19 protein-coding genes are annotated in these 22,294 nt (G+C 66.7%); 5 read left to right on the top strand and 14 right to left on the bottom strand.

The window, feature by feature from the left end:
* Positions 1-67 precede the first annotated feature (67 nt).
* Positions 68-1,093 carry a Gfo/Idh/MocA family protein gene (locus BSF38_RS01445; protein ID WP_076343132.1) on the bottom strand — a complete coding sequence of 342 codons (1,026 nt, stop codon included), beginning with the start codon at positions 1,091-1,093 and terminating at the stop codon, positions 68-70.
* Between the two features lie 180 nt (positions 1,094-1,273).
* Here BSF38_RS01445 and BSF38_RS01440 point away from each other — a divergent pair, with 180 nt between their 5' ends.
* A complete protein-coding gene (locus tag BSF38_RS01440) occupies positions 1,274-4,252 on the top strand; it encodes a M61 family metallopeptidase (RefSeq protein ID WP_076343131.1) in 2,979 nt (992 codons plus the stop codon).
* A gap of 374 nt (positions 4,253-4,626) precedes the next feature.
* Positions 4,627-5,763: a hypothetical protein gene (locus BSF38_RS01435; RefSeq protein ID WP_076343130.1), complete on the top strand. Its 1,137-nt coding sequence runs from the start codon at positions 4,627-4,629 to the stop codon at positions 5,761-5,763.
* A gap of 9 nt (positions 5,764-5,772) precedes the next feature.
* On the opposite strand, the gene BSF38_RS01430 is transcribed toward BSF38_RS01435, so the two are convergent.
* On the bottom strand, positions 5,773-7,227 hold the full coding sequence (locus BSF38_RS01430) for an MFS transporter (RefSeq protein WP_076343129.1): 1,455 nt from the start codon (positions 7,225-7,227) through the stop codon (positions 5,773-5,775).
* On the bottom strand, positions 7,224-7,697 hold the full coding sequence (locus tag BSF38_RS01425; protein ID WP_076343128.1) for a flavin reductase family protein: 474 nt from the start codon (positions 7,695-7,697) through the stop codon (positions 7,224-7,226). Before BSF38_RS01425 ends, BSF38_RS01430 begins: the two co-directional genes overlap by 4 nt.
* Positions 7,698-8,016: 319 nt before the next feature.
* Here BSF38_RS01425 and BSF38_RS01420 point away from each other — a divergent pair, with 319 nt between their 5' ends.
* Positions 8,017-8,628: an RNA polymerase sigma factor gene (locus BSF38_RS01420; protein WP_076343127.1), complete on the top strand. Its 612-nt coding sequence runs from the start codon at positions 8,017-8,019 to the stop codon at positions 8,626-8,628.
* Positions 8,603-8,833 (top strand): anti-sigma factor, encoded by a 231-nt coding sequence (locus BSF38_RS01415; protein ID WP_145951923.1) that lies wholly within the window; start codon positions 8,603-8,605, stop codon positions 8,831-8,833. The genes BSF38_RS01420 and BSF38_RS01415 overlap by 26 nt, the downstream gene beginning before the upstream one ends.
* Positions 8,834-8,848: 15 nt before the next feature.
* Here BSF38_RS01415 and BSF38_RS01410 read toward each other — a convergent pair whose 3' ends face one another.
* The 11 genes from BSF38_RS01410 to BSF38_RS01365 all read right to left on the bottom strand — a co-directional run bounded on the left by BSF38_RS01410 (position 8,849) and on the right by BSF38_RS01365 (position 20,980).
* Positions 8,849-9,547 (bottom strand): endonuclease III domain-containing protein, encoded by a 699-nt coding sequence (locus BSF38_RS01410; RefSeq protein ID WP_076343125.1) that lies wholly within the window; start codon positions 9,545-9,547, stop codon positions 8,849-8,851.
* 25 nt (positions 9,548-9,572) lie between these two features.
* On the bottom strand, positions 9,573-11,042 hold the full coding sequence (locus BSF38_RS01405; protein WP_076343124.1) for a Gfo/Idh/MocA family protein: 1,470 nt from the start codon (positions 11,040-11,042) through the stop codon (positions 9,573-9,575).
* Positions 11,043-11,199: 157 nt separating this feature from the next.
* Positions 11,200-12,768 carry a sialate O-acetylesterase gene (locus BSF38_RS01400; RefSeq protein ID WP_076343123.1) on the bottom strand — a complete coding sequence of 523 codons (1,569 nt, stop codon included), beginning with the start codon at positions 12,766-12,768 and terminating at the stop codon, positions 11,200-11,202.
* Positions 12,769-12,928: 160 nt separating this feature from the next.
* Positions 12,929-13,735, bottom strand: coding sequence for a DUF4198 domain-containing protein (locus tag BSF38_RS01395; protein WP_076343122.1), 807 nt, complete (start codon positions 13,733-13,735; stop codon positions 12,929-12,931).
* Positions 13,736-13,766: 31 nt separating this feature from the next.
* Positions 13,767-14,855 carry a DUF1559 domain-containing protein gene (locus tag BSF38_RS01390; RefSeq protein ID WP_076343121.1) on the bottom strand — a complete coding sequence of 363 codons (1,089 nt, stop codon included), beginning with the start codon at positions 14,853-14,855 and terminating at the stop codon, positions 13,767-13,769.
* Positions 14,856-14,946: 91 nt separating this feature from the next.
* Positions 14,947-15,168 carry a hypothetical protein gene (locus BSF38_RS01385; RefSeq protein WP_076343120.1) on the bottom strand — a complete coding sequence of 74 codons (222 nt, stop codon included), beginning with the start codon at positions 15,166-15,168 and terminating at the stop codon, positions 14,947-14,949.
* Positions 15,169-15,561: 393 nt separating this feature from the next.
* Positions 15,562-16,104: a BON domain-containing protein gene (locus BSF38_RS01380; RefSeq protein WP_076343119.1), complete on the bottom strand. Its 543-nt coding sequence runs from the start codon at positions 16,102-16,104 to the stop codon at positions 15,562-15,564.
* A gap of 270 nt (positions 16,105-16,374) precedes the next feature.
* Positions 16,375-16,629 (bottom strand): ASPIC/UnbV domain-containing protein, encoded by a 255-nt coding sequence (locus tag BSF38_RS31145; protein WP_168189285.1) that lies wholly within the window; start codon positions 16,627-16,629, stop codon positions 16,375-16,377.
* 119 nt (positions 16,630-16,748) lie between these two features.
* Complete coding sequence (locus BSF38_RS01375) at positions 16,749-19,352, bottom strand: FG-GAP-like repeat-containing protein (RefSeq protein ID WP_083712610.1); 2,604 nt, start codon at positions 19,350-19,352, stop codon at positions 16,749-16,751.
* A 129-nt stretch (positions 19,353-19,481) separates the two neighbouring features.
* Positions 19,482-20,552 (bottom strand): DUF1559 domain-containing protein, encoded by a 1,071-nt coding sequence (locus BSF38_RS01370; protein ID WP_076343118.1) that lies wholly within the window; start codon positions 20,550-20,552, stop codon positions 19,482-19,484.
* A gap of 200 nt (positions 20,553-20,752) precedes the next feature.
* Positions 20,753-20,980: a hypothetical protein gene (locus BSF38_RS01365; protein WP_076343117.1), complete on the bottom strand. Its 228-nt coding sequence runs from the start codon at positions 20,978-20,980 to the stop codon at positions 20,753-20,755.
* 468 nt (positions 20,981-21,448) lie between these two features.
* Between BSF38_RS01365 and BSF38_RS01360 the strand changes: the two genes are divergently transcribed.
* Positions 21,449-22,237 (top strand): hypothetical protein, encoded by a 789-nt coding sequence (locus BSF38_RS01360; protein WP_076343116.1) that lies wholly within the window; start codon positions 21,449-21,451, stop codon positions 22,235-22,237.
* Positions 22,238-22,294: the final 57 nt, after the last annotated feature.

Raw genomic sequence — 22,294 nt, 5'->3', positions numbered from 1 at the left:
GATCATTGGGCCGGGAGAGCCGGCCGGGGGTGAAACGAAGTTGAAACTCATGACGACGGCGCGCCGATTACTTGGGCCGGGCGGCCAGCTCGGTGCGGGCCTTGGCGATCACGGTTTCAAGCGCGACCGGCTTGCCGCCTTGCCGCTTGCTCTCGTCGGCCGCTTCCATGAACGCGAAGATCTCGATCGTCTCCTCGGCGCTCACCGGCGGCTTGCCGGTCTTGAAGAACTTGCAGATCTCGACGACCAGCGGCTGATAACCCGCGTAGCCGCCGCTGGGGGCGATCCCCTTGGTGCCGAAGACGGTCGCCCCGTAGTCGTGCACGCCTTGACGGAGGCCCCGGAACGTGCCGATGCGGCCCCCTTTCCAGACGCCCGCCGCGAGTTCGCCGCCCGGCGTCTGAATTCGACTGACCGACTCGCAGCCGGGCCCCATGATCGTGAACAGGGTCTCGACGCCGTGAATCCCGTACCAGTAGAGGTCGGGGTGATGCTCCTCCAGCTCGCAAGGCCCATAGGCGTCGCAGCCGACGACCTCGCCGACCTTGCCGCCGGTCCGCATCGCGGCGATCCCCGGGCTGTACCGCAGCGACGAGCTGGAGAAAACGGGCGTGCCCGACTCCTTGGCCAGCTCGTAGATCGCGATCGCGTCGGCGAGCGTACCGGCCACGGGCTTGTCGATGAACACGGGCTTCTTGGCCGCGAAGACGGGGCGGGCCTGGCTCAGGTGTGGCCGGCCGTCCACGCTTTCGAGCAGGACGACGTCGACCTTGTCCAGCAGCGCCTCGATCGAATCGACGATCTCGACGCCGTGCTTCTCGCGCAGCTCCTTGGTATATCCGGCCACGCGGTCGCGGCTCGACGGAATGTCGGCGCTCCCTCCCGGATACGCCGCGACGATCCGGACGCCCGCGAGCTCGCCCTCGGTTTTGGGATCGTTCAGCAGCGCGGTGAAGGCCGTCGCGTGCGACGTGTCCAGGCCGATGATCCCCGCCCGCAACGGCTTGCCCGACTTGCCCGGCTCCTCCGCCTGGGCGACCGAAAACAGCGGCGACGACAAGGCGGCCAGAGCGACGACGTTCCACAAACGCATGACGAACTCCTCGAAGACTCACTTTGGACGAAGGTGTCAAACTACCCGGTCGACGGCCCCTCCACAAACGAAATCGCCGGGAAAGCGCCCTCGGCTGGCGAGGTCGGCGCGGGCCGACTACGATGGTGATCTCTCCATGAGCCCTTCTTCAATTCGATGCGCACTTCGAGGACCTCGGTGATGACCGACCGCCCCTCCGGCGATGGCTTGCGGCGTGGGTCGCGGCTCTGGGCGACGGCCTGGGTCGTGATTCTGAGCGGGATGTTCACGGCGTCGGCCCAGCCCCAGCCGACGACGATCGGCGTGGAGGTCGACCTTCGCGACCTGCCGCGGCGGCTCGTGCATTCGACGATCCAGATCCCCTGCAAGCCGGGCCGAGAGTTGGCGATCTGGCATCCCAAATGGATACCCGGCACCCACGAGCCGTGCGGGTCGATCGAGAACACCGGGGGACTACGCATCCAGTCCCCGGACGGCGCGACGATCCCCTGGCGGCGCGACGAGCTGGACCTCTACCGCATCGTCTTCAAGGCGCCGGCCGACGTCTCGTCGGTTCGCGTCACGCTCGACACGATCTGCAACCAGGCCGCGATCGAAGCCAGCGGACACCTGACCTTCGGCAACAAGCTCGTGGGGGTCGTCAACTGGTCGACCTGCGTCCTCTATCCCGAAGGGCCGACGGCCGCCGAGACGACCGTCGAGCTTTCGGCCCGACTGCCCGAGACGTGGAAGTACGCCACGGCCCTCAAAACCGAGGCCGTCGCGGACGGGCTGATCCGGTTCGCGCCCGTCTCGCTCGTCGACCTGATCGATTCGCCGCTGATCGCCGGCGAGCATCTGCGGACGATCAAGCTGGAGACCGGCCCGTACCCGCCGGCCTCGTTCCACCTGGCGACCGACGCGCCGGCGTCGCTGGAGCTGAACCCGAACGTGATCGCGCAGTACAGCCGGCTGGTCCGCGAGGCGGGCGCGCTGTTCGGCTCGTACCATCACGACGACTTTCAATTCCTCGTGACGTGCAGTGACGACCTGGGCTACCTCGGGCTCGAACACCTGGCGTCGAGCCTCAACGGCGTCGGCGCGCGCGACTTGCTCGACGACCATCTGCGCGTCGGCTGGGTCGCCAACCTGATCCCCCACGAATACGTTCATTCGTGGTGCGGCAAGTACCGCCGACCGGCCGGCATGTGCACGCCGAACTTCCACTCGCCGATGGCCACGCGGCTGCTCTGGGTGTACGAAGGGCTCACCCAGTACCTCGGCGACGTCTTGATGGTCCGCTGCGGCCTGGTCAAGCCCGAGGACTACAAGCGGACCCTCACCGGCTCGATCGGCGACCTCGTGCTCCAGTCCGGCCGGCGGTGGCGGTCGCTCGAAGACACGGCCGTCGCGTCGTCGATCCTCCGCGCCCGCAGCCCCAACTGGAACGAACTGCGTCGCAGCCAGGACTACTATTCCGAAGGCGCGCTCCTCTGGATGGAGATCGACGCCCTCATCCGTCAGAAGACCGACGGCAAGAAGTCGCTCGACGACTTCTGCAAGGCGTTTCTGGGCGGACCGACCAAGCCCGAGAAGGTCGCGCCGTACGAGCTTCCCGAGATCGCCGCCCGCCTGAACGAGATCGCGCCGAACGACTGGAAGACGTTCCTCGAAGACCGCGTGACGCGCCCGCTCGACGCGCTCCCCGTCGACTTCGTCGCCCGGCTCGGCTATCGGCTCCAGTTCGGCGCCGGTCCGTCGGCTCCCGACCACGGCCGCCGCCGCGTCGGGCTGTCGGCCCGGCACTCGCTGGGCCTGACCTTCGGCGACGACGGCCGCGTCGTCGACGTCGCGCCCGGCATGATCGCCGACCGCTCGGGGCTGTCGAAGGGGACGAAGGTCGTCGGAATCAACGGCCGGACCTTCAGCGCCGAGGCGCTCCACGACGCACTCACCGCCAGCGTATCCGACAAAAAAGTCGACTTTCTGATCGTCGAGGGGGACCGCCTCCGGCCCCTCACGCTGGCCTACGCCGACGGTCTCCGGCATCCGGAGCTGGTCCGCGACCCTTCCCAGCCCGACCTGCTCGCCGCGATTCTCAAGCCCCGCGATACGACCGTCGAGACGAAGAAGGAAGAGGCCCCCAAAACCGCCGCGAACGCCTCGCCGACCAAGCCGCAGCCGACGCTTCCCAAGGGTTACGTCTGCTACCGGGCCGACCGGCCGATCGCCGTTGACGGCAAGCTCGACGACCCGGCCTGGGACGCGGCCCCCTGGACCGACGCCTTCGTCGACATCGAGGGGGACCGCAAGCCGCTCCCCCGGTTCGAGACTCGCGCCAAGATGCTCTGGGACGACGAGTACTTCTACATCGCCGCCCGGCTCAAGGAACCGCACGTCTGGGGGACGCTCACCCAGCACGACGCCGTCATCTTCCAGGACAACGACTTCGAGGTCTTCATCGACCCCGACGGCGACAACCACGAATACTATGAGATCGAAATCAACGCGCTGAACACCGAGTGGGACCTCTTCCTCAAGAAGCCCTACCGCGACGGCGGCCCGGCCGAGAACGCGTGGGAGATCCCCGGACTCAAGAAGGGCGTCGCCGTCGCTGGCACTCTTAACAAGCCAAGCGACGTCGACGAGGCGTGGTCGGTCGAGCTGGCGTTCCCGTGGAAAGTCCTCGCCGAGTTCGCCCACCGGCCCTCGCCCCCGAACGACGGCGACCAGTGGCGCGTGAATTTCTCGCGCGTCGAGTGGCTCCACGACGTCGTCGACGGCCAGTACCGGAAGGTCCCCAAGACGCCCGAGGACAACTGGGTCTGGTCGCCGCAAGGGGTCGTCGACATGCACCGCCCCGAGCGCTGGGGGTTCGTCCAGTTCTCGACCGCGAAGCCCGGGACCGCCTCGTTCCGCCCCGACCCCGCCGTTCCCGTCCGCGATCGGCTCATGCAGATCTACCACGCCCAGAGCGCCTTCCAGCGCAACAACAAAGCCTGGACCGAGACGCTCGATCCGCTCGACCTCGGCCCGCTCCCCGCCGGCATGCCCCGGCACACGACCGCGATCCGCAAGACCCCCGAAGGCTACGAAGCCGCCATCACCTTCGAGCCCCAAGGCCAGCCCCCACAAACCTGGACCGTCCGCCAGGACTCGCGGATCAGCCGCAACCCCTGACTCCGACGGCACCCCGGCCACTCTCCGATCTTTCGCGGGCCGTCTCCCAGGGGCGGCCGATACAAGCAAGCTCGAAGCGCCAGCGAGTGAATCTCCCAACAGCTTGCGCGGATTCACTCGCTGGCGCTTCGAGCTTGTATCGTCGGGACTTCCGACCGCCAAGGGTTAGCGATCCAGGCCATTCGGCATCAGCCGCTTCCCACTCGCATTTCCTCCACCGATTGTTAAATTAGACAACATGGTGTATTTGGAGAATTTAACCGACTCAATCTATTTCTCGATGCGGATCATCTCTCATGTCTTCAGAGCGAACCGTGGATCGACGCGTGCGACGGGTAGTCGTCCGACTTGAGGCGCTGGAGGATCGGGCCCTCATGGCGACGTTTCAGGTTCCGTCGCTGGCGGGGCTGGGGGGCGGCCGGAATCTTCGGGGAACGTTCGAGCGGATGGTCGGCTCGCTTCAGGCGCAGATCGCGATCAATGCGCCGCGCGACGACGATCCGGCGCATCTGACCCAGGTGGTCAACGAGCTGGTCGACCAGTACGAGGGGGCTGCGGGGTCGTTGTTCGGCTCGAAGCCGGCGCTTCGCACGCTCTTGGTCTACCAGGGCGAGACGACGCGCGACGCGATCAACGCGTTGAATCTTCAGCTCAACGTCGGGCTCATCAACCGGCCCGCGTTCAATTCCAACGCGTTCATGCAGATCAATGAGCTTACCCAGAGCCGGCAGGTCTGGCCGGTGGGGACGCCACTGCAAACGTACCTCGTGCTGTCGACCAAGACCTCCGACGACATCGCCAACCTGTCGGTCGTCGTCCAGACCTCCACCGTCACCAACGAGACGGCCGCCGCCCTCGTCAAGGCGGAGGCCGAGGCCTTCCAGAGCGAGGTCCTCCTGGCCACGACCCGGCAGCCTCGGATCGGCAACACGGTCGTCAACGTCTCCGCGAACCTGACCTCCCAGGTCGACGCGGCCGTGGGGAGCCCGGACTTCGCCGCCCAGCTCGCTGCGGCGTCGACCACCTTCGCGAGCGCGCTGGTCGAGCCGGGCGGATTCTTCGGACCCGGCGGGGCGATCGGCCGACGCTATGCGCAGTTGCCGAACGTCCCGAGCCCCCTCGGCATCAGCGACGCGAGCACCTTCGCCAACCTGCAATACCGCCAGATCGAAACGACCTCGCCTCTGGTCCTGCACCGGAATTTCAGCTCGTCGTCCAACCGATTCGGCCGATTCCTGTCCGCCGACACGTTCAAGTCTCCCACGGACGCCGTCCGGCGGCTGGCCCTCGACCAGAGCTGGTACGGCACGAACCAGGCGTACTTCGTCGAAGACGTCACGGTGCCGGCGAACTCCAAGGTCTACGTCGGCCGCGTCGCGCCGATCTTCCAGGGGATCTTCCAGCGCGAGGCGAAGCCAAGCCTCTACCCCGGCATGGCCTCGCAGTACCTCATCCTCAACACCCGAGACCCGGGGATCGTCTGGGACAATTTCCGCGCGACGGGGACCTGATCGGCCCCGTCACTCGGGCAACGGCTGGTCGCGCGTCTCCGGAGCGAAGGGGACGACGGCCAGGCCGAGGAAGTAAATGAGCGCCAGGCTCATCGCCGCCGGGCGGATCGGCTGGGCGTAGCCGAGTCCGCCGAACACGATCGCGAGCTTGCCGAGCAAAAGCGGCCCGGTGGCGGTGACGTATCGGGCGATGTTGTAGCAGAAGCCCGTCCCGGTCGTTCGCAGCCGGGTCGGGTAAAGCTCGGGGAGGTAGACGATCACCACGCCGAAGATGCCGCAGGTGCAGAAGCCGAGCAGGGGGAGCATCCAGAAGACGTCGGCCCCGGTCGTGAGGAGGCCGAACGTGAGCCAGGCGGCGGCCAGGGCCATCGAGTACGCCAGCGCGAACGCGTGGCGGCGGCCGAACCGGACGGCCACCCAGGTGCACAACGGCGCCCCGAAGAACGAGCCGACGTCTTGCAGGAGTGTCCCCCAGCCGACGTAGCCGTCGGCCTCGCGCTTCCATGACGCCGACCGGGCGGCGGCCTCGGTCGAAGTCGCGGTCGACGCCCGGGCCAGCTCGTCGAGGTTCGAGGCCTTAAACGCCGCGTCCGCCGACTCGGGCGTCGCGCGCAGCTCGGCCGCAACGGCGGTCCGGCGCTCGACCAGAAGGCTGCCGCGAACCAGCTCGGGAGTGAACAGGCCGATGCTCCAAAGGCCGATCTGGCCCACCATTCCCAGCGTCATGCCGATCATCGTCCGACGCCGCAAAATCGGGTCGCGGAAGATCGCCCGGACGTCGCCGAGCTGTTTCTCCACGCCCTCGGTTCGCGACTCCTCGCGGGCGCGGAGCCAGCGGTCGGGCTCCTTGACCCGAATCCGGATCAAGAGGACCAGCAGGCTGGGGATCACGCCGAAGAAGAACAGCACGCGCCATCCCGAGTATCCATAAACCTTCGACTGCGGGCCGATGAACAAGCTGAGGCCCGAGCCGATGATCGCCCCGACCGATGAGCCGGCCTGCACCAGCCCCAGGGCGAACGGCCGGGCGAGCGCGGGCATGGCCTCGGCCACCAGGGCGACCCCCGCCGCGTATTCGCCGCCGATCCCCATGCCGCAGAGGAAGCGGTAAGCCGCGAACTCCGGCCACGACCGCGCCAGGCCCGACAGCCCGGTGAAGATCGAGTAGACCAGGATCGTCAGCGACAGCGTCCGCACCCGCCCCCAGCGGTCGCCGAGCAGCCCGAACACGAGCCCCCCCGTCGCCCAGCCGGCGATGAAGAACGCGGTTGCCCAGCCGGCGAGCGTGGTCAGACGGTCGGCGGGGAGGCCAGGGATCAACTCCTGGATCGCCGGGGTCCGCGCCAGGATGAAGAGGCGCTGGTCCATCGCGTCGAACAGCCAGCCGAGCACGGCGACGGCGAGAACCCACCAGTGCGTCGACGTGAGCTCGCGCCACCAGCGCGTCGATGAGCCGGCGATCACTTGGCCAACCGGTGGTAGCCGCCAGCGAAGTAAAGCAAGGGGTCGCCTTCGGAGGCCGCGCCTGAGACGACCTCGCCGAGGAAGATCTCGTGGTCCCCGCCCGGCAGAATGTCGACGACCCGGCAATCGGCGTAGGCCAGGCAGCCGGCCAGCACGGGGGAGTCGGTCGCGTCGGTCGTGTAGTCGAGGCCGTCGAAGTCCTTGGGGCCGGGCTTGGCGAACCGCTTGGAGATCTCTTCCTGGTCGAGCCGGAGGATGTTCACGGCGAAGCAGCGATTGGCCCTGAGGAAGTCCAGGCTGTGCGCCCGCTTGTCGACCGCCACAAGCAAGAGCGGCGGATCGAGCGAGAGCGAGGCGACCGCGTTGGCCGTCAGACCGTGCAAGCCCGCCGCGCCCCCCGTGGTGACCACCGTCACCCCCGTCGCGAACTTGCCCATCACCTTGCGCTGAATCAACGCGTCGAATGCCATGGGAGCACCACTCTTGAGCCGAGATCGATCGATCAATCGATGCGGCGCGGGCTGCCGTCCCCGGCCGCGAAGTTCGCATTGTACACGATCTCGATCCGCCGTCTCACCCCTCGAATTTTCTCGAAAGGCGTGTAAGGCGCGACGACGGCCCGCGTATCCAAATCATCGTGATCCCACGGGGTCGGTCCGCCGCTCGTCGGAATCTACGGCTGTGATTTTTTTCGGGTTTTCTTTTCGTCTCCGCGTTACATTAGCGGGGAAGGACCAATTGGAAACGCCGGTCTCGGATCACGCTTCCGTCACAGTCGGACGAACCGCCATGACAGACACGGACACGAGGGCTTCCGTCATCCTCGGGGTGCGAGACAAGGACCCCGATCGCTGGCGCGAATTTTACACGATCTACCGGCCCATGCTCTTCGCCTACCTGCGAAAGCAAGGGCTGTCGGAGTTCGACGCCCACGACGTGCTCCAGGACATCTTCGTCAAGCTGATCGAGAAGATCAGCACCTACGACCGCACCCGGACGCGGTTCCGCACCTGGCTCTTCACGGTGGCCCGCAACGCCCTGATCGACAAGGCCCGCCGCCAGAAGGTGCAGAAGAAGGCCCTCGACGAATGGGCCAAGCGGATGCTCGACGACAACCCCAGCGAGAGCCGGAAGATGGAAGAGGTCTGGCAGAAGATCCACTGCGAGCGGATCCTCGCCTACGCCGTCAGCAAGGTTCGGGCGCACACCTCGACGGTGGTCTGGTCGTGCTTCGAGCAGCGGATCTTCAAGAACCGACCCGGCGCCGAGATCGCCGCCGAGCTGGGCGTCTCGACGAACGCCGTGTTCGTCTACACGTGCCGCGTCCTGAGAAAAATTCGGACCATCTGCGACGAGTACGGCGAGGACCTGAGCCATGCCCCCAGTGATGGTGTGTCCTGAAGAAACCGACCTGCTGGCCTTCGCCGCCGGCGAAGACCTCTCGTCCCAGCTCGTCGCGCACGTCGCCGCTTGTCCGCATTGCTGGCCGGCCATCCTCCGGCTGCAAGCCGAGATCGGCTGCCTCCGCTCGACCCACTCGCGGCACAATCCCGCGCCCCAGAAGTCGGCGGTCCAGGTCCAGAGCGAGCCGACCGAGAACCTGTAGGCCGCCGCGGGGCGGTCACCGCCGTCGGGCGACCCCGACCTGGCGGCACATCGAGAGCAGCAGGCAGGTCGAGCACTTCGGCGCGGCGGCCGTGCAGACGAACTTGCCGAACGGCACCAGCCGCTCGTTGATCTCGATCCAGTAGCGCTCCGGCAGCTTGGCCTCGAGCGCCTTCATCGTCTGCTCGGGCGTGCGCGTGGCCACGTATCCCCAGCGGTTCGTGACGCGGTGGACGTGGACGTCGACGGCGATCGTCGGCTTGCCGAAGCCGACCGCGAGCGTCAGGGCGGCGATCTTCGGCCCCACGCCCCGGAAGGTCGTCAGCCCCTCCATCGTGTCGGGCGTCCGGCCGCCGCATTCCTCGACGATCCGCTTCGACAACGCCAGGATGTCGCGCGCCTTGGCCTCGGGAAAGGTCGCCTTGTGGATCAGTTCGACCAACCGGGCCTCCCCCAGGGCCTTCATTTCGCTGGGCGTCCGGGCCGACTCGAACAGCTTCAGACAGACGTCGAGCGTCGTCTCGTCGCGGGTCCGCGCCGAGATCAAGCTGCCGACGAGCTGCTCGAATGGGGTGCCGAACCCGCGGTCGCGGAGGTCGAACATCGCCGCCTTGGGCAAACCGCGCACGGCCTCGCGGAGCCGCCGGAACGCCTCGTCGACGTCCAGCGGCTCCTTGTCGTCGCCGCTCGCCGCGCTCGCGGTTCGCGTCCGCATTGGATCTCCCGCGCGACGATCAGCCTCAGGCGATGCGATCGGGTACCACGAACGGGGCGCGGTACGCGCGGGTCAGCAGCCGGTTCGCCTCGGGGGCGTCGACGAACGACGCGGAGGCCGCGTCGACGGTCAGCTTCCGGCCGAGCCGGTAGTTGAGGTTTTCGAGCTTCACGCCGTCCTCCTTCAGGTGGTCTTCCATCCGGGCGAACGTCTCGAAGGCGTCCTTGTCGTCGCCGAACGCCTTGGTCTCCTTGCTGAAGGGGACTTCGGCGCCGAGCCGGTACGAGATGTTGGCCAGGTGGCAGAGCGCGGACGAGTGGTGACCTTCGAGGATGTCGGCGTTGAGGTTCTCGACCTTGCGGCTGCGCACGGCTTCGAGGAAGTTGTCGAAGTGGTTCTTGCCCGGCCGGCGCGGGACGTCCAGGCCGGCGGCCAGCTTCGAGACCGGCACGGCCTCCTTGCCCCCCTTGGGATGGAAGGTGTCGCCGACCAGGGTCCCCTCGTCGAGATGCGCGATGTTGCCGACCAACTCGCCCTCGAACTTCTTGGTCGGCAGGCCGCGGACCTCGAAGATGAGCTGGGCGTCGCCGAAGTCCATCACGCTGACCTGGGTGTTGGCCGTCTGCCCCTGATCGTGGTAGCCGAACCGGCCGCCGACGCTGAGGACCGACTTGGGAAGCGTGGCCGACTTCGAGCCGTCGGGCCCGGGGATCAGCCACCGCGCAACGTCCATCTGGTGGACGCCCTGGTTGCCGATGTCGCCGTTGCCGAAGTCCCAGAACCAGTGCCAGTTGTAAGGCACGAGGTTGGCGTGGTACGCCTGCTCTTGCGCGGGGCCGAGCCAGAGGTTGAAGTCCAGCTCGGAGGGAGGAGTGGTCGTCGGCTTCTCGCCGATCGATTTACGGGGCTTGTAGCAGAGCGCACGCGACACGTGGAGCTTGCCGAGCTTGCCCGAGCGGATCAGGGCGGCGGCCTCGGCCCAGTGGCGCTCGGAGCGGCCCTGGGTGCCGTGCTGGACGATCCGGTTGTATTTGCGGGCGGCCTCGACGGCGACCTGGCCCTCGTGGACGTTATGGCTGCACGGCTTCTCGACGTACACGTCCTTGCCGGCCTGGCAGGCCCAGATCGTCATGAGCGAATGCCAGTGGTTGGGCGTGGCGATCGAGACGGCGTCGACGTCCTTGTCGTCGAGCACGCGGCGGATGTCGCGCACGGTCTTGGGCGCGCGACCGCTCGACTTCACGCCGTGGAGCGCCTTCTCGTACGTGCGCTCGTCAGGGTCGACGAGATAGACGAGCTCGACGCCGGCCGCTTTCGAGAACTGGTCGATGTGTTCCATGCCCCGGCCGTTGACGCCGGCCACGGCCACGCGGATCGTATCATTGGCGCCGATGACCCGTCCCGTCGTCCGCGTCCCTCCGATCGCGAAGCCCGCGCCGGCGATCGCCAGCGAATTGTGAAGAAACCGGCGACGACTCTGCTCGGATCTCGACATGGCGGGGCTCCTGGTTTCGATCGGCGGACCGCCTCGCACTTCGAGGCGATCCGCCCATTATGCATCGGCCCCGCGCCGATTCCCAGAATCTTCACGACCGGATCGAGAATCCGGAAGTGGGCTCCCGGATTCTCGACGCCGTTCGCTGAGACTCGAATCAACGGGTGTTGTTGACGGTCACGCCCGGCCAGTCGTCGGTGCGGAACGGGGTGGTCGGCAGGCCGACGCCGCTGTAGAGGTTGCAGACCGGGTTGTCGGCCCAGGCGTAGCGGACGGACGCGGGCTCGGCGACGCTCGACGACCAGACCTCGATCTTGTCGGGCCCGACGACCTTGGCCTCGGCCTTGACGAATTTACGGTCGGCTCCGGCGATCGTGAACCCGCGCGGGGCCGCGACGTCGAACGGCCGGAAGCCGCCGGCGACATGGTCGAACGTCAGCACGACCTTGCCGTCCTTCTTCTCCATCGACTTGTACGTCGGGCTCTGGCAGGCGACGCCGACGCCGTAGTCGCGGGCCAGGGCCCAACGCGCCAGCCGCTTGCCGACCCCTTGCTTGTTGCGCGGATGAATGTCCTTGCCCTCGCCGATGTCGATGATCACGGCCTCGCCCGTCTTGGGCAGTTTCAGCGTCATCGTCTGGGCTTCGCGAAGCTCGGCCCACGTGCTGTCGCCCGGCTCGGGCTTCTCGTCGTAGAAGTCGGCGAGCTGGACCCAGTAGAACGGGAAGTCGCCCTGGGCCCAAAGCTCGCGCCAGGTCTGGATCATGAGCGGGAACAGGTCGCGATACTGATAGGCGCGGCCGGCGTTCGACTCGCCCTGATACCAAATGGCGCCGCGGATTCCGTAGCCGATCGTCGGCAGGAGCACGCCGTTGAAGATGTTGCCGGGCCGGTGATTGCCGTGCATGAGACCGTCGGGATTCTCCACCTTCTTGGGCTCGGGCTTGCCCTCGGCCTTCGCCTTGGCTGCTTCGGCCTGGTAGGTTTCAAAAGCCTTCTTGGCCACGGGGTAGTTCTTTTCGCGCTCTTCCCAGGCGGCCAGCAGGTCCTTGTACTTGGGATCGGCGGCGAGCCGTTCGCGGGGCACCCAGGCCTCGCAGGCCGAGCCTCCCCACGAGTCGTTGATCAGGCCGATCGGCACGCCGAGCGTTTCATGAAGCTGCCGGCCGAAGAAGTAGCCGACCGCCGAGAAGCCGCCGACCGTCTCGGGAGAGCAGGGCTGCCACTTGCCGTGGAAGTCGTTCTGAGGCTCCTGCGTTCCCCGGTTGGGGACCGTGATGAGGCGGATCTGGGGGTATTTCGCCGCCGGGATCTCCAGGTCAGCGTCGTCGGAGCCCCCCACGTGCATCTGCATGTTCGACTGGCCGGAGCAGATCCAGACCTCGCCCGAAAGCACGTCCTTGAACGTGATCGTATTCTTCCCCTGGACGACCAGCTCGTAGGGGCCGCCGGTGGGGATCGGGTCGAGAACGACCTGCCACTTGCCGTCGGCGCCCGCCTTGGCGGTCTTGGATTGATCAAGAATCCGGACGGTGACGTCCTCGCCGGGCTCGGCCCATCCCCAGACGCGGTCTTTCTGGTCGCGCTGGAGGACCATGTGATCGCTGAAGATCGCCGGCAGCTTGACGTCGGCGCGGGCCGAACCGACCGTTGCGGTCGCGGCCAGGGCGACGACCAACCCTCGAATCGGTCCACGCCAACCATGCAATTGCGAATCGCGGAGCATTCCCAACCCTTTCCTTCCACTCGAACGCATCAATAAGTAAGCGCGCCGGCCCGATCGCGGCCGGCGGCACGACCATCGCCTTGCACTATACGAGCAAGCCGGGCGGGAATGAAGGCGCTGGCGAAGGCGCGGTCGCAAGGCTGCGGCGACGGACGAGAGGTCAGAGTCCGAACGTATACGCGGCCCAGAAGCTCTCCCAATCGGCGGCGTCAAGCTTCGGCGCGCGCCGCATGTGGACCATACGGATCAGCCAGAGTCCCTTTCGGTCGATTCGAAACGTCGCCCGGCCTTCCGCGTCCGTGGTCACGGTCTGATTGTGGACCTCGCCCGCGTCCTGGACGTGCGACGTGATCTGAGCTTTCGCAAGCGGACGACCTTCAAAGAGAACGCGAACGGGAAGCGGTTCGCCGAGGCGTCGCAACGTGGGATCGACCTCGGGGAGGATCTCCAGGACGTGCCCAGCCACGCGTCCGTACGCGTCGTCATGTCGATCGCCGACCTGGATCAAGGCCTTGAGACAGCGGCCGTAAAGTTCGCGGCCGTCGGCCTCCGACTCGCCGAGCTGCTTGCGCTGGTCGATGATCGCATCAAGACCTTCTTCTTTCAGGTACTCCGTGAACTTGTCGGCGGCCAGCCGGTTGGGTTGCGGCCGACGCTCCATCACGACCAGGTTTCCGCCGGGCGTGGTCAGCGTGAGCCGGGCGACCGGCGTCCGTCCTTCTTCCGCCGATTTCAGCAAATCCAGGTCCAGACCGCGAGCCAGCAGGCGGAATCGTTCCGTCGGATCCACCTCCAGGGGACGCTCGTCGCCGACGTCCAGAGGCTCGCCGCGATAGAGCCGCACGTCGATCACGCCTCCTATGACCGTGGAGGTCGCGTTCGGGGCGAGCCAGTAGTCGTGCCCGAAAGTCGTCGTCGAGGCGACGACCAGCGCGAGCCAACCCATCGCGACCGATTTCTTCAACATATCGCAACCTCTCCATGTCGTTTCAACGGCGTCAGTAGGAATCGGCGGAGACGACCTCGCCCCCCGCTCGTGACGAGAGGGCCTGATAGACGCCCGGCTGGGCCGCGCCGAGGGAGTACATCGGATACCCTTCAACCGGGTTGATCGCGATGCCGACCGGGTCGCTCGTGCTCGGGTCGATCGCCCAGGATTGGATCGTCTCCTTGACGAACCGGACCGAGCCGTCGCAGAACGCGAAATTCGCCCCTCCCGGATGCATGCTCGAAGCCGCTTGCACCGTCACGTACCACCATCCGGACGGATAGGCGAGGTTCCCCGCGTACTTGCGATGGGCGTTGGGCGGGTACATCGCGTCGAACAGCGTATTGGTGTAATAACCGCTCTGCCAGTAGAACCCGAACGTCCACGGGTCGAGCTGGATCGTGGCGTCGGAGAAGATCGCCTTGGCGTGCTCGCTGAACAGAAACGTGTTGCTCGTCCCGTCCGTCACCTCGGCAAGTCGGGTCGCGTGCTTGGACCGCATGACGCCGTTGGCCGTCCTCGACTCGGTCGTGGAGATCGCGCCGTTCTTCTGCGCGCCTCCACCGATCCAAGGACGCAGGCGGACCGGCCACATCCCCTCGCAGCCGACGTAACTCGACGCGTGGTTGTAGAAGTCTCCCGGGGGCTGGTCGAGATACCAGTCGGCGTCCAACAATTGAGCCTTGTTGATCGCCCCGTCGCTCGGGCACCAGAGCGCGGAGAGGGCGATGTTCCCCACCGTGGCGTTGGCGCCGGCGAAGATCGCCATGTCGAAATTGTACGAGTTGGCGAGGGCCGACTGCTCGTAGTAGGGAGCCATGTACACGAACGCGCTGGGGCCGATGTGGTTCGAGTGGGTCGTCGTCCCGATCCGATTGGTGAGCATGGCCGGCGGCAGCGAGCCGAACGCCGACTCGTAATTGTTCGCCGCCAACGCCAGTTGCTTCAGGTTGTTCACGCACTGGGCGCGGCGAGCCGCCTCGCGAGCCGACTGCACGGCCGGCAGCAACAAGGCGATCAACACGGCGATGATCGCGATCACGACCAGCAGCTCGATGAGCGTGAAGCCTCGACGCGTGGACGGCGAATCGTTCAACATAATAGAACTCTCCGATGCCGGTTGTCGGTCTGAGAGAGGAGGGGAGTCGGGGGGGCGTCGTCCGATCGCGATCCGAAGCGGCCGGAGACGATCAGCGGGCCTTGCCGCCGGCTTCGGTGGCGATCCGACGAGCGCGGGCTTCGGCTTCCTTGGTCAGGCCGGTCTTGACGCCGGCGGCCCCTTGCGGCGTCAGATCGACCGTCCCGTCGTCGCCGCTTCCGCCGCCGCATCCATTGAAGGCCAGCGAGGCGAGCAACACGACGATCCACATCGAGACGCGCGACACGGGCCGTAGAGGATCTCGGGTGTTCATAAGCGCTCTTGCTTCACGCGAATAGCCGGGGAGAGGCCGCGCTTCGGCGGCCCCGAATTCTCCAATCGACGGCCGAGCCGACCGGAGCCCATGCCAGAGCCCGATCGTGGCCGCGATGGATATTACGATACAGAGAATCGTAACACTTGCAAGATGTGACAAGTGGAAATCTCTTCGTCTTCCAGCGCAAGCGGAATCGACGAGCTCGCGGTTTGACGTGATGGAACGCTCGATTCAGGCCCACGGAAGGTTTCGGCCTGCACGCGACACATTCGATAACGTCGAAGAATCCCCGCCAATCAACGAGAAAGGGCGCCGGCCGGATCGCGGACGACGCCCTCTCTCGAATTAAGACATGCAGATCTGTTCTCTTGCTCACGCGTTTACCGGCGGTCAATCTTCCGGCGCGGGGGCCGGCGCCGGGGCCGGCTTGACCGTGGTGGTGGTGGTGGTGGTGGTTCCGGGCGAGGTGGTGGTCTCGGACGTCGGCGTCTGGACGGCGAGCTGGTCGATGACGCGGGTGACGCCGACGGTGTCGATGGCGAGTTCGACGGCGCGCTTCTTGGCCTTGGCGGTGGGGACCGAGCCGCGGAGGGTGACGATGCCCCGGGCCTCGACGGTCAGTTCGAGCACGCTGGTGGTGAGCAGCTTGTCCCAGTGCAACCGGCCGTAGACGCGGGCCTCGACGTTCATGTCGTTGACGCGGTCGCGGGTGCGGGAGAACTGTTCGCGGACGGCGTCGCGGGCCGTTCCGAACCCGCGTTCGAGACTCTGCTTGATCTGCCGGCCCGCCTCGTCGAGCTTCTCGCCGGCGCGCTCCACGGCGCCCGGCTCCTGCGGGATCATGCCGAAAGCGCCTCCGGCCGCGAGGGCCAGAATCAGGGCCAGGGTCGAGGCGAGCAGGGTCGCGGCGCGACGTCCAATGAGGGCTTTCATCCGGAGACTCCGTTTCTCAGGTGTTTCTTGTGAACTCGGTTTCACGCACAAGGGGCCGTCCAAGAATCGCTTCCAACTCCGTCGCTGTACTTGGAGATCGGGAGGACTCACCACGGAGGACGCGGAGGACACGGAGAAGAAAATCCCGAGATGAAAATCCCTCTCTTTCACTCCACTTCCTCTCCGCGTCCTCCGTGGTGAATCTGTTCTGAAAGTTGGACGTTTCTCGTGGACGGCGTCTAGATTCGGTCGCGAGTCGATCGCCTCAGCTTAGCGCGCGGCCGTGCGTCGCGTCCAGCCGGGAAGCGGCTGGGGCAGAGGGTCCCCCTCGCGGATTCGATAGGCCCGGTCGGCCGCCAGGTCGTCGTGGCGATCGACCCGGCCCGAGGGCCAGCGGACTTCGACCGACTCGACGCGGGTCGCGGCGCCGAGACCGAAGTGGAGCCGACCGTCGCTGGCGGAAAGGAAACTGCCCCCCCCCAGGCGCGGGACGATCCGCCGCCGCCCGTCCACGACGACCGCCACCTGCGCCCCGACCGCGTCGCGGTTGGAATGGGGACCGGCCCCCTCAAGCTGGAGGGTCAGGTGCGAGCCGGCGGGGCCCTGGTTGTGGAGGTAGACCAGCGGGGCGCCGTCCGAGACGATCAGGACGTCGACCTTGCCGTCGTTGTCAAGATCGCCGACCGCAAGCCCCCGGCCCAGGCGCGGAACCGCCCAGGGCGCGCCGGCCAGGGCCGAGACGTCGCGCAGCCGCCCCCCCCCTCGCCCCGAAGCAGCATCGAGGGCATGGCGTAAGGGACGTGCGGGCTCAGGTCGCTGACGTGGCCGTTGGTCTGCACCACGTCGAGGAGGCCGTCGTTGTCGACGTCCAGGAACGACAGGCCGAAGCCGAGCACGTAGCGCGTGGGGGCCGACAGGCCGACGGCCGCCGACCGGTCGACGAACTGGCCGCCGCCGAGGTTCTGGTAGAACGTCGTCGACTCGCCGTAGAAGTTGGTGACGGCCAGGTCGAGCCGGCCGTCGCCGTCGAGGTCGCCGCAGGCGACGCCCATGCCGGCGAGGTAGCCCCCCCCCGCGTTCGTGGCCACGCCCGATTCCATGCCGATCTCGCGAAATTTCCAGTCCCCCTCGTTGTGGAAGAGGAAGTTGGCGGTCATGTCGTTGGCGACGAAGAGGTCGAGCCGGCCGTCGCCGTCGAGGTCGGCCGCGACGACTCCCAGGCCACGGCCTTCGCGGTCGGCCGAGGTGATCCCCGCCTGATCGGAGACGTCGACGAACCGGCCGCCGTCGTTGCGAAACAGGTGGTCGGGCTTGGAGTCGAACATCCGGGGGCCGCAGTAAAGATACGCGCCGGGCTTGGCGGCGTTGGGGCACGGCGGTGAAGTCACGGGGTCCCACGCGCTGTAGTGGCAGACGTAAAGGTCGAGGTCGCCGTCGTTGTCGAGATCGGCGAAGGCCGCCGAGGTCGGCCAGTCGCGGTCGCCCTCAAGGCCGGCTTTGTGCGTGGCGTCCTCGAACGTACCGTCGCCTTTATTGCGATAGAGGGCGTAGCTCCGCCACCGCGTGACGAACAGGTCGGGCCGGCCGTCGCCGTCGTAATCGCCGACGGTCACGCCGTGGCCGTAGCCGCCGAGAAAGGCCGCCAGGCCCGATTTCGCCGTCACGTCCTCGAACGTGCCGTCCCCCTTGTTGCGGAACAGCCGGTCGCGCTGGGGCGAGGCGACGGGTTCGTTGTCCTTGGGGAACGAACCGCCGTCCACGGCGTAGACGTCGAGCCAGCCGTCGCCGTCGTAGTCGATCAGGCCGACGCCCCCCCCCATCGTTTCCGGCAACCGGCAGAGGACGGAGGGGTCGTTGTTGTAGACCGCGTTCAGGCCGACGGCCTTCGCGTCGTCGCGGAACGTGGGGACGACCCCGGCGGAGCTTTCGACGGGGCGCGCGCCGGGGCGGACGGTCGTCGTCGCCAGGGCTTCGGAAGCGCCGAGCACGAGGTCGGCGACGGTCTTCCCCTTGACCTGTTTCAAGACCGAATCCGCCTGCCTGGCGGCGGCGCGGGCGGCGGCCTCGCGCGCCTTGAGCGAGCCCGACGACTCGGCGATCGCCAACGTCCACCAGCCCTTGGCCTCGAACCAGCGGCCCAGGGTCTCGGCCGCCTCGGCCAGCTCGGCGAACCGGTCGGTCGGGACGACCACGCCGATGCGTTCGCGGTAGACGTCGGTGGCCTGGTCAATCGCGGCCTTGCGGCGGCGGAGTTCGGCGGTGCGCTCGGTCTGCCCGGCGCGGGCGGTCAACTCGGCGAGCCGGCCGAGAATCCCGGGCGCGCCGGGCTCGATCGCGAACACGCGGTCGGTCGCCGCCTGCTCGGCCTGGGCGTCGCCGCGGCGGACGGCCAGCCAGATCCGCAGCCGTTCAAGCTGCACCGCGCTCAGGCGGTCGGCCGGAATCCGCCCCATCGCCTCCAGGGCCTCGGGCTCACGGTTGACGGCGACCGCCCAGTCGAGCCGGGCCTGCCAGACGGCCGGATCGTCGGGGCGGCGGGCCAGACACCGCGTGATCCAGCGGTCGGCCTCGTCGGGCCGGGCCATGCGGAGGGCCAGATTCGCCTTGCCCAGCCACACGCGGTCGTCGTCGGGCGCCTCTTCGCCGGCCTTTTCGAGCTTCGTCTTCATGGCGTCGACCGGGAACGCCTTCGACTCGTCGATCAGCCAGTTGCGGCGGAGGACCTCGGCGGCGTCGCGGGCGGAGCCCAGCTCGACGTACTTCCGCCGCCGCAGGCTCTCATCGCGCCCCTCGAACATGTACACTTGTTGCAACATGACTTCGTGCATGTCGAACGCCGGGCTGCCGGGCGTGAAGGCGACCCGTTCCAGGGTCTCTTCGGCCACGGCGAACCGGCCGTGGTCGAGCGCGAGCCGGGCGAGCCGCAGGGCGGCGTTCGCGCCGCGGGCCGAGCCGTCCGGAATCCGCCGCCAGGTCTGGAGCGCCTCGTCCACCTTGCCTTCGGCCTCCTGGCAGACGCCAAGCCAGTAGTCGACCTCGACGCGGCCGCCGCTCGACCAGAAGCCGACGAGCGGCCCGAGCCCGGCCAGTCGGTTCAAACGCTTCGTGGCCTGGGCTGCGCGGCCGGCCGCCAGGTCTTCGGTGGCGGCGGCGATCGCGGTGCGGAACCACCACGCGCCGGCGACCCAGAAGACCGCCGCGCCGAGCGCGCCGAGGCAGAGCCAGACGACGATCAGGCGACGTGACATGGACGACGTCTCAACGGTTGAGGAAAACGAGAAGGGAAGGAAACCAAAAAGGCAACTCTCCCCCGAAATCGAGGGAGAGTTGCCAGGTTGCTCGCGGAATCGAGCGCGGTCCGTGCCGATCCACTTCGATCAATAGGAGTCGGCGCTGATGACTTCGCCGTTCTCACGGGTGCCGAGCGCCCACCACGTTTGGATGGCGATCGAGTTCTTGATGAACTTGACGCTGCCGTCGCCGAACAAGAGGTTGGCGCCGCCGGGGTGGTTGCTGGTCACGTTGGAGATCGCCGCGTGGTCCATGCAGTAGGTACCGCAACTGGAGCAGCCGTTGCGGCAGGCGTTCCACGTGTAGGTGGTCGAGCTGGGAGGGACGATCGTGTTGATGATCGACATGGCCTCCGCTCCCCATCCCCAGTGCCAGCCGCGATTGGTGCCGAGGCCGGCGTTCGGCTTGGCCGTGAGCCAGGCGGCGGTGCAGTTCTGTAGGGCGGTCATGGTCTGCGGCACGTTTGCCGAGGCGTCCTGTACCCACGGGTAGGCATTATCAGCCGCGGCGACGCCGTTGCCGCGGTAGTTGAACCGCGAGTTGTCACCGCCGCCGACCAGCGATTCACCGAAAGCGATCGTGTTCGACGACCCGTCGGTCATGCTCTCGATGCCGTAGGTCGTCTGGTAGCCGAACGCCCCCGTCGAGGTGCCGGGGAAGTTCTGGACGTTGCCGATGGTCGTGCCAACGCTGGCGCAGTAGCTGATGATGAAGCCGGTCTTCGGTCCCGCGTTGCCATCGGACGGGCAGAGGAAGCCGGGGATGATGCTCAGAAACGCCGTGTTCTGGAAGTTCTGGCTGTTGCAGACCAACGGATCGAACATGAAGTTGATCGCGTTGTAGATGTTCGACTGCTCTAGGTAGGGGAGCATGAGCGCCTGGGCGCTCCAGCCGTTCCATGTGACCGTTTTGTCGCAGCCGTTGCTGGCGTTCCAGGTGCTCGTGCTGGCCGCCACGCCCATCGGGAAGCTGCCGTGGGTGGAGTGGTAGTTGTGCAGGCCCAGGCCGATCTGCTTCAGGTTGTTGATGCACTGCGCGCGTCGGGCCGCTTCACGAGCGGATTGAACGGCGGGCAAGAGCAAGGCGATGAGGACCGCGATGATCGCGATCACCACCAAGAGCTCGATCAGCGTGAAGCCGCGAGTACGGGGTCGCATGGACGATCTCCTCTCGAAACAAGGGACGATGAGAATGATGAAAAGCTTCGGGACCCATCCGGAAAACGGATGATTTCAATGGCGAATAAAAAGGCGGCGCACACGAGCCGTCCGTGTCAAAATCCGCGCGACCGCCGGAATCCCCAGGGTCCCGCGACGGATGGTGAAACGTGATCGCGTCGGCCTCGAACCGCCGCGGCTTACTTCTTCTTTTCGGCCTTCTTCTCAGCCTTCTGAGACATGTACCCCTTCATCGAGTCTTCGCCCTTCTTAGCGAAGTCGACCTTCTCGATCTTGTCGCCCTCGGAAGGCCCGCCGCCGCAGCCGGTCACCGTCAGGCTGGCCGCGCCGAGCAAGAGACCCATCGCGAACACGCCGAGGCCGAGGCCACTGAACATCCGAGACGAGCGGCCAATGAATCGCAGCATGCAAAAGTCCTTGTGCACGTGAAAACGGAGATGAGAATCAATAAAATTCGAACGGACCTGGGACCACCAAGGAATGTGGGGCGGCGAAAAGACGAAATCGCCCCATCAAGGGCCGTTGCAGCGGCCCTTGATCGATGTCTTAAAGAATTAAAACGCACGAAATCCAGATAGTGACGATCGTGAGTATGGCAAAAACCGCGCCCGACGCCAAGGGGTGTGTTCGAGCCCGTCGAAATATCTCACCGCCGGTGAGTCGGGGTTTTCGATCGCTCGGCGACGGCAGTTCACCGCTCGCGGCGCACGGTTTTTGAATCTCGCATGAGCGGAGATTATATGCCTCCATCATTTAGATACAAGAGGCTGGTCGAGGCTTGTCAACCCGGACTTTGACGTTATGGTGGTAAATTGGTCGTTGCAAGTTCGTTGCGAGGTCGAAGCCGGCAAACGCGCCGGCGAGGAGGAGACGAGGTGGCCGATTTGGACGGACGCGAGCCGGAATCGATTCAGCACGTGGCGGCGAATCGAGGGGCGGGGGTCGACGCCGCGTCTCCCGTGTTGTTTCATCCCTTGACGACCTGCCTTCTGGCCGGTCTCGCCGCAGGGCTGCTCGCCTTCGGCCTGGGCGAGATGAGTTACGACGCCTACAAGGCCAAGCTCGTCCCCACGAACTTGATGGGGAGCATCTCGATGCTCCCCTCGGCGGCGACCCAGGAAGTGGCGACGATCAAGAACTCGGTCCTGGCCTACGCCGAGCTGGGGGCCATGCTCGGCCTGTACCTCGGGCTGGCCGGCGGCTTGGTGCGGAAGTCGGCCCTGGGCGCGGGGATCGGCGGCGTCCTGGGGCTGATCCTCGGAGGAGCGCTGGGGGCGGTGCTGCCGCTGGCGACGTTCCCCGTCTTCTTTCGCGCTATCGATCAGCTTGAAGTCGATCCGATCGTCATCGGCCTGGGTCTGCACATCGTGGTCTGGGGCCTGCTCGGCGGCGCGGCGGGACTCGCCTTCGCTTACGCCCTGGGAAAGCCTCGACGGATGCTCCATTACTTCGTGCTTGGGTTCATCGGCGCGGCGCTGGGGACGGGGGTGTTCGAGGCCGTCGGTGGAATCCTCTACCCGCTGGCCAAGACCGATCAGCCGCTGGCCACGGCATGGAAGGCCCGATTGCTGGCTCGCATGCTCGTCTCGATCGGCGCGGCGGCGGCGATCGGCCTGAGCTTCCCGAGGACGCGCCGGAGCGCGGCGCCGACGATCCGGGCCTGAGCGGCTCGCCGAGCGAATATAAAAAACGCCGGCCGTCCGCGATTGTCGAGATCGCGA

The sequence above is a fragment of the Paludisphaera borealis genome (assembly GCF_001956985.1).
Classification (GTDB): Bacteria; Planctomycetota; Planctomycetia; order Isosphaerales; family Isosphaeraceae; genus Paludisphaera; species Paludisphaera borealis.
Note: the sequence above shows the minus strand (reverse complement) of the source record. Positions and strands in the feature narration are given on the sequence as shown.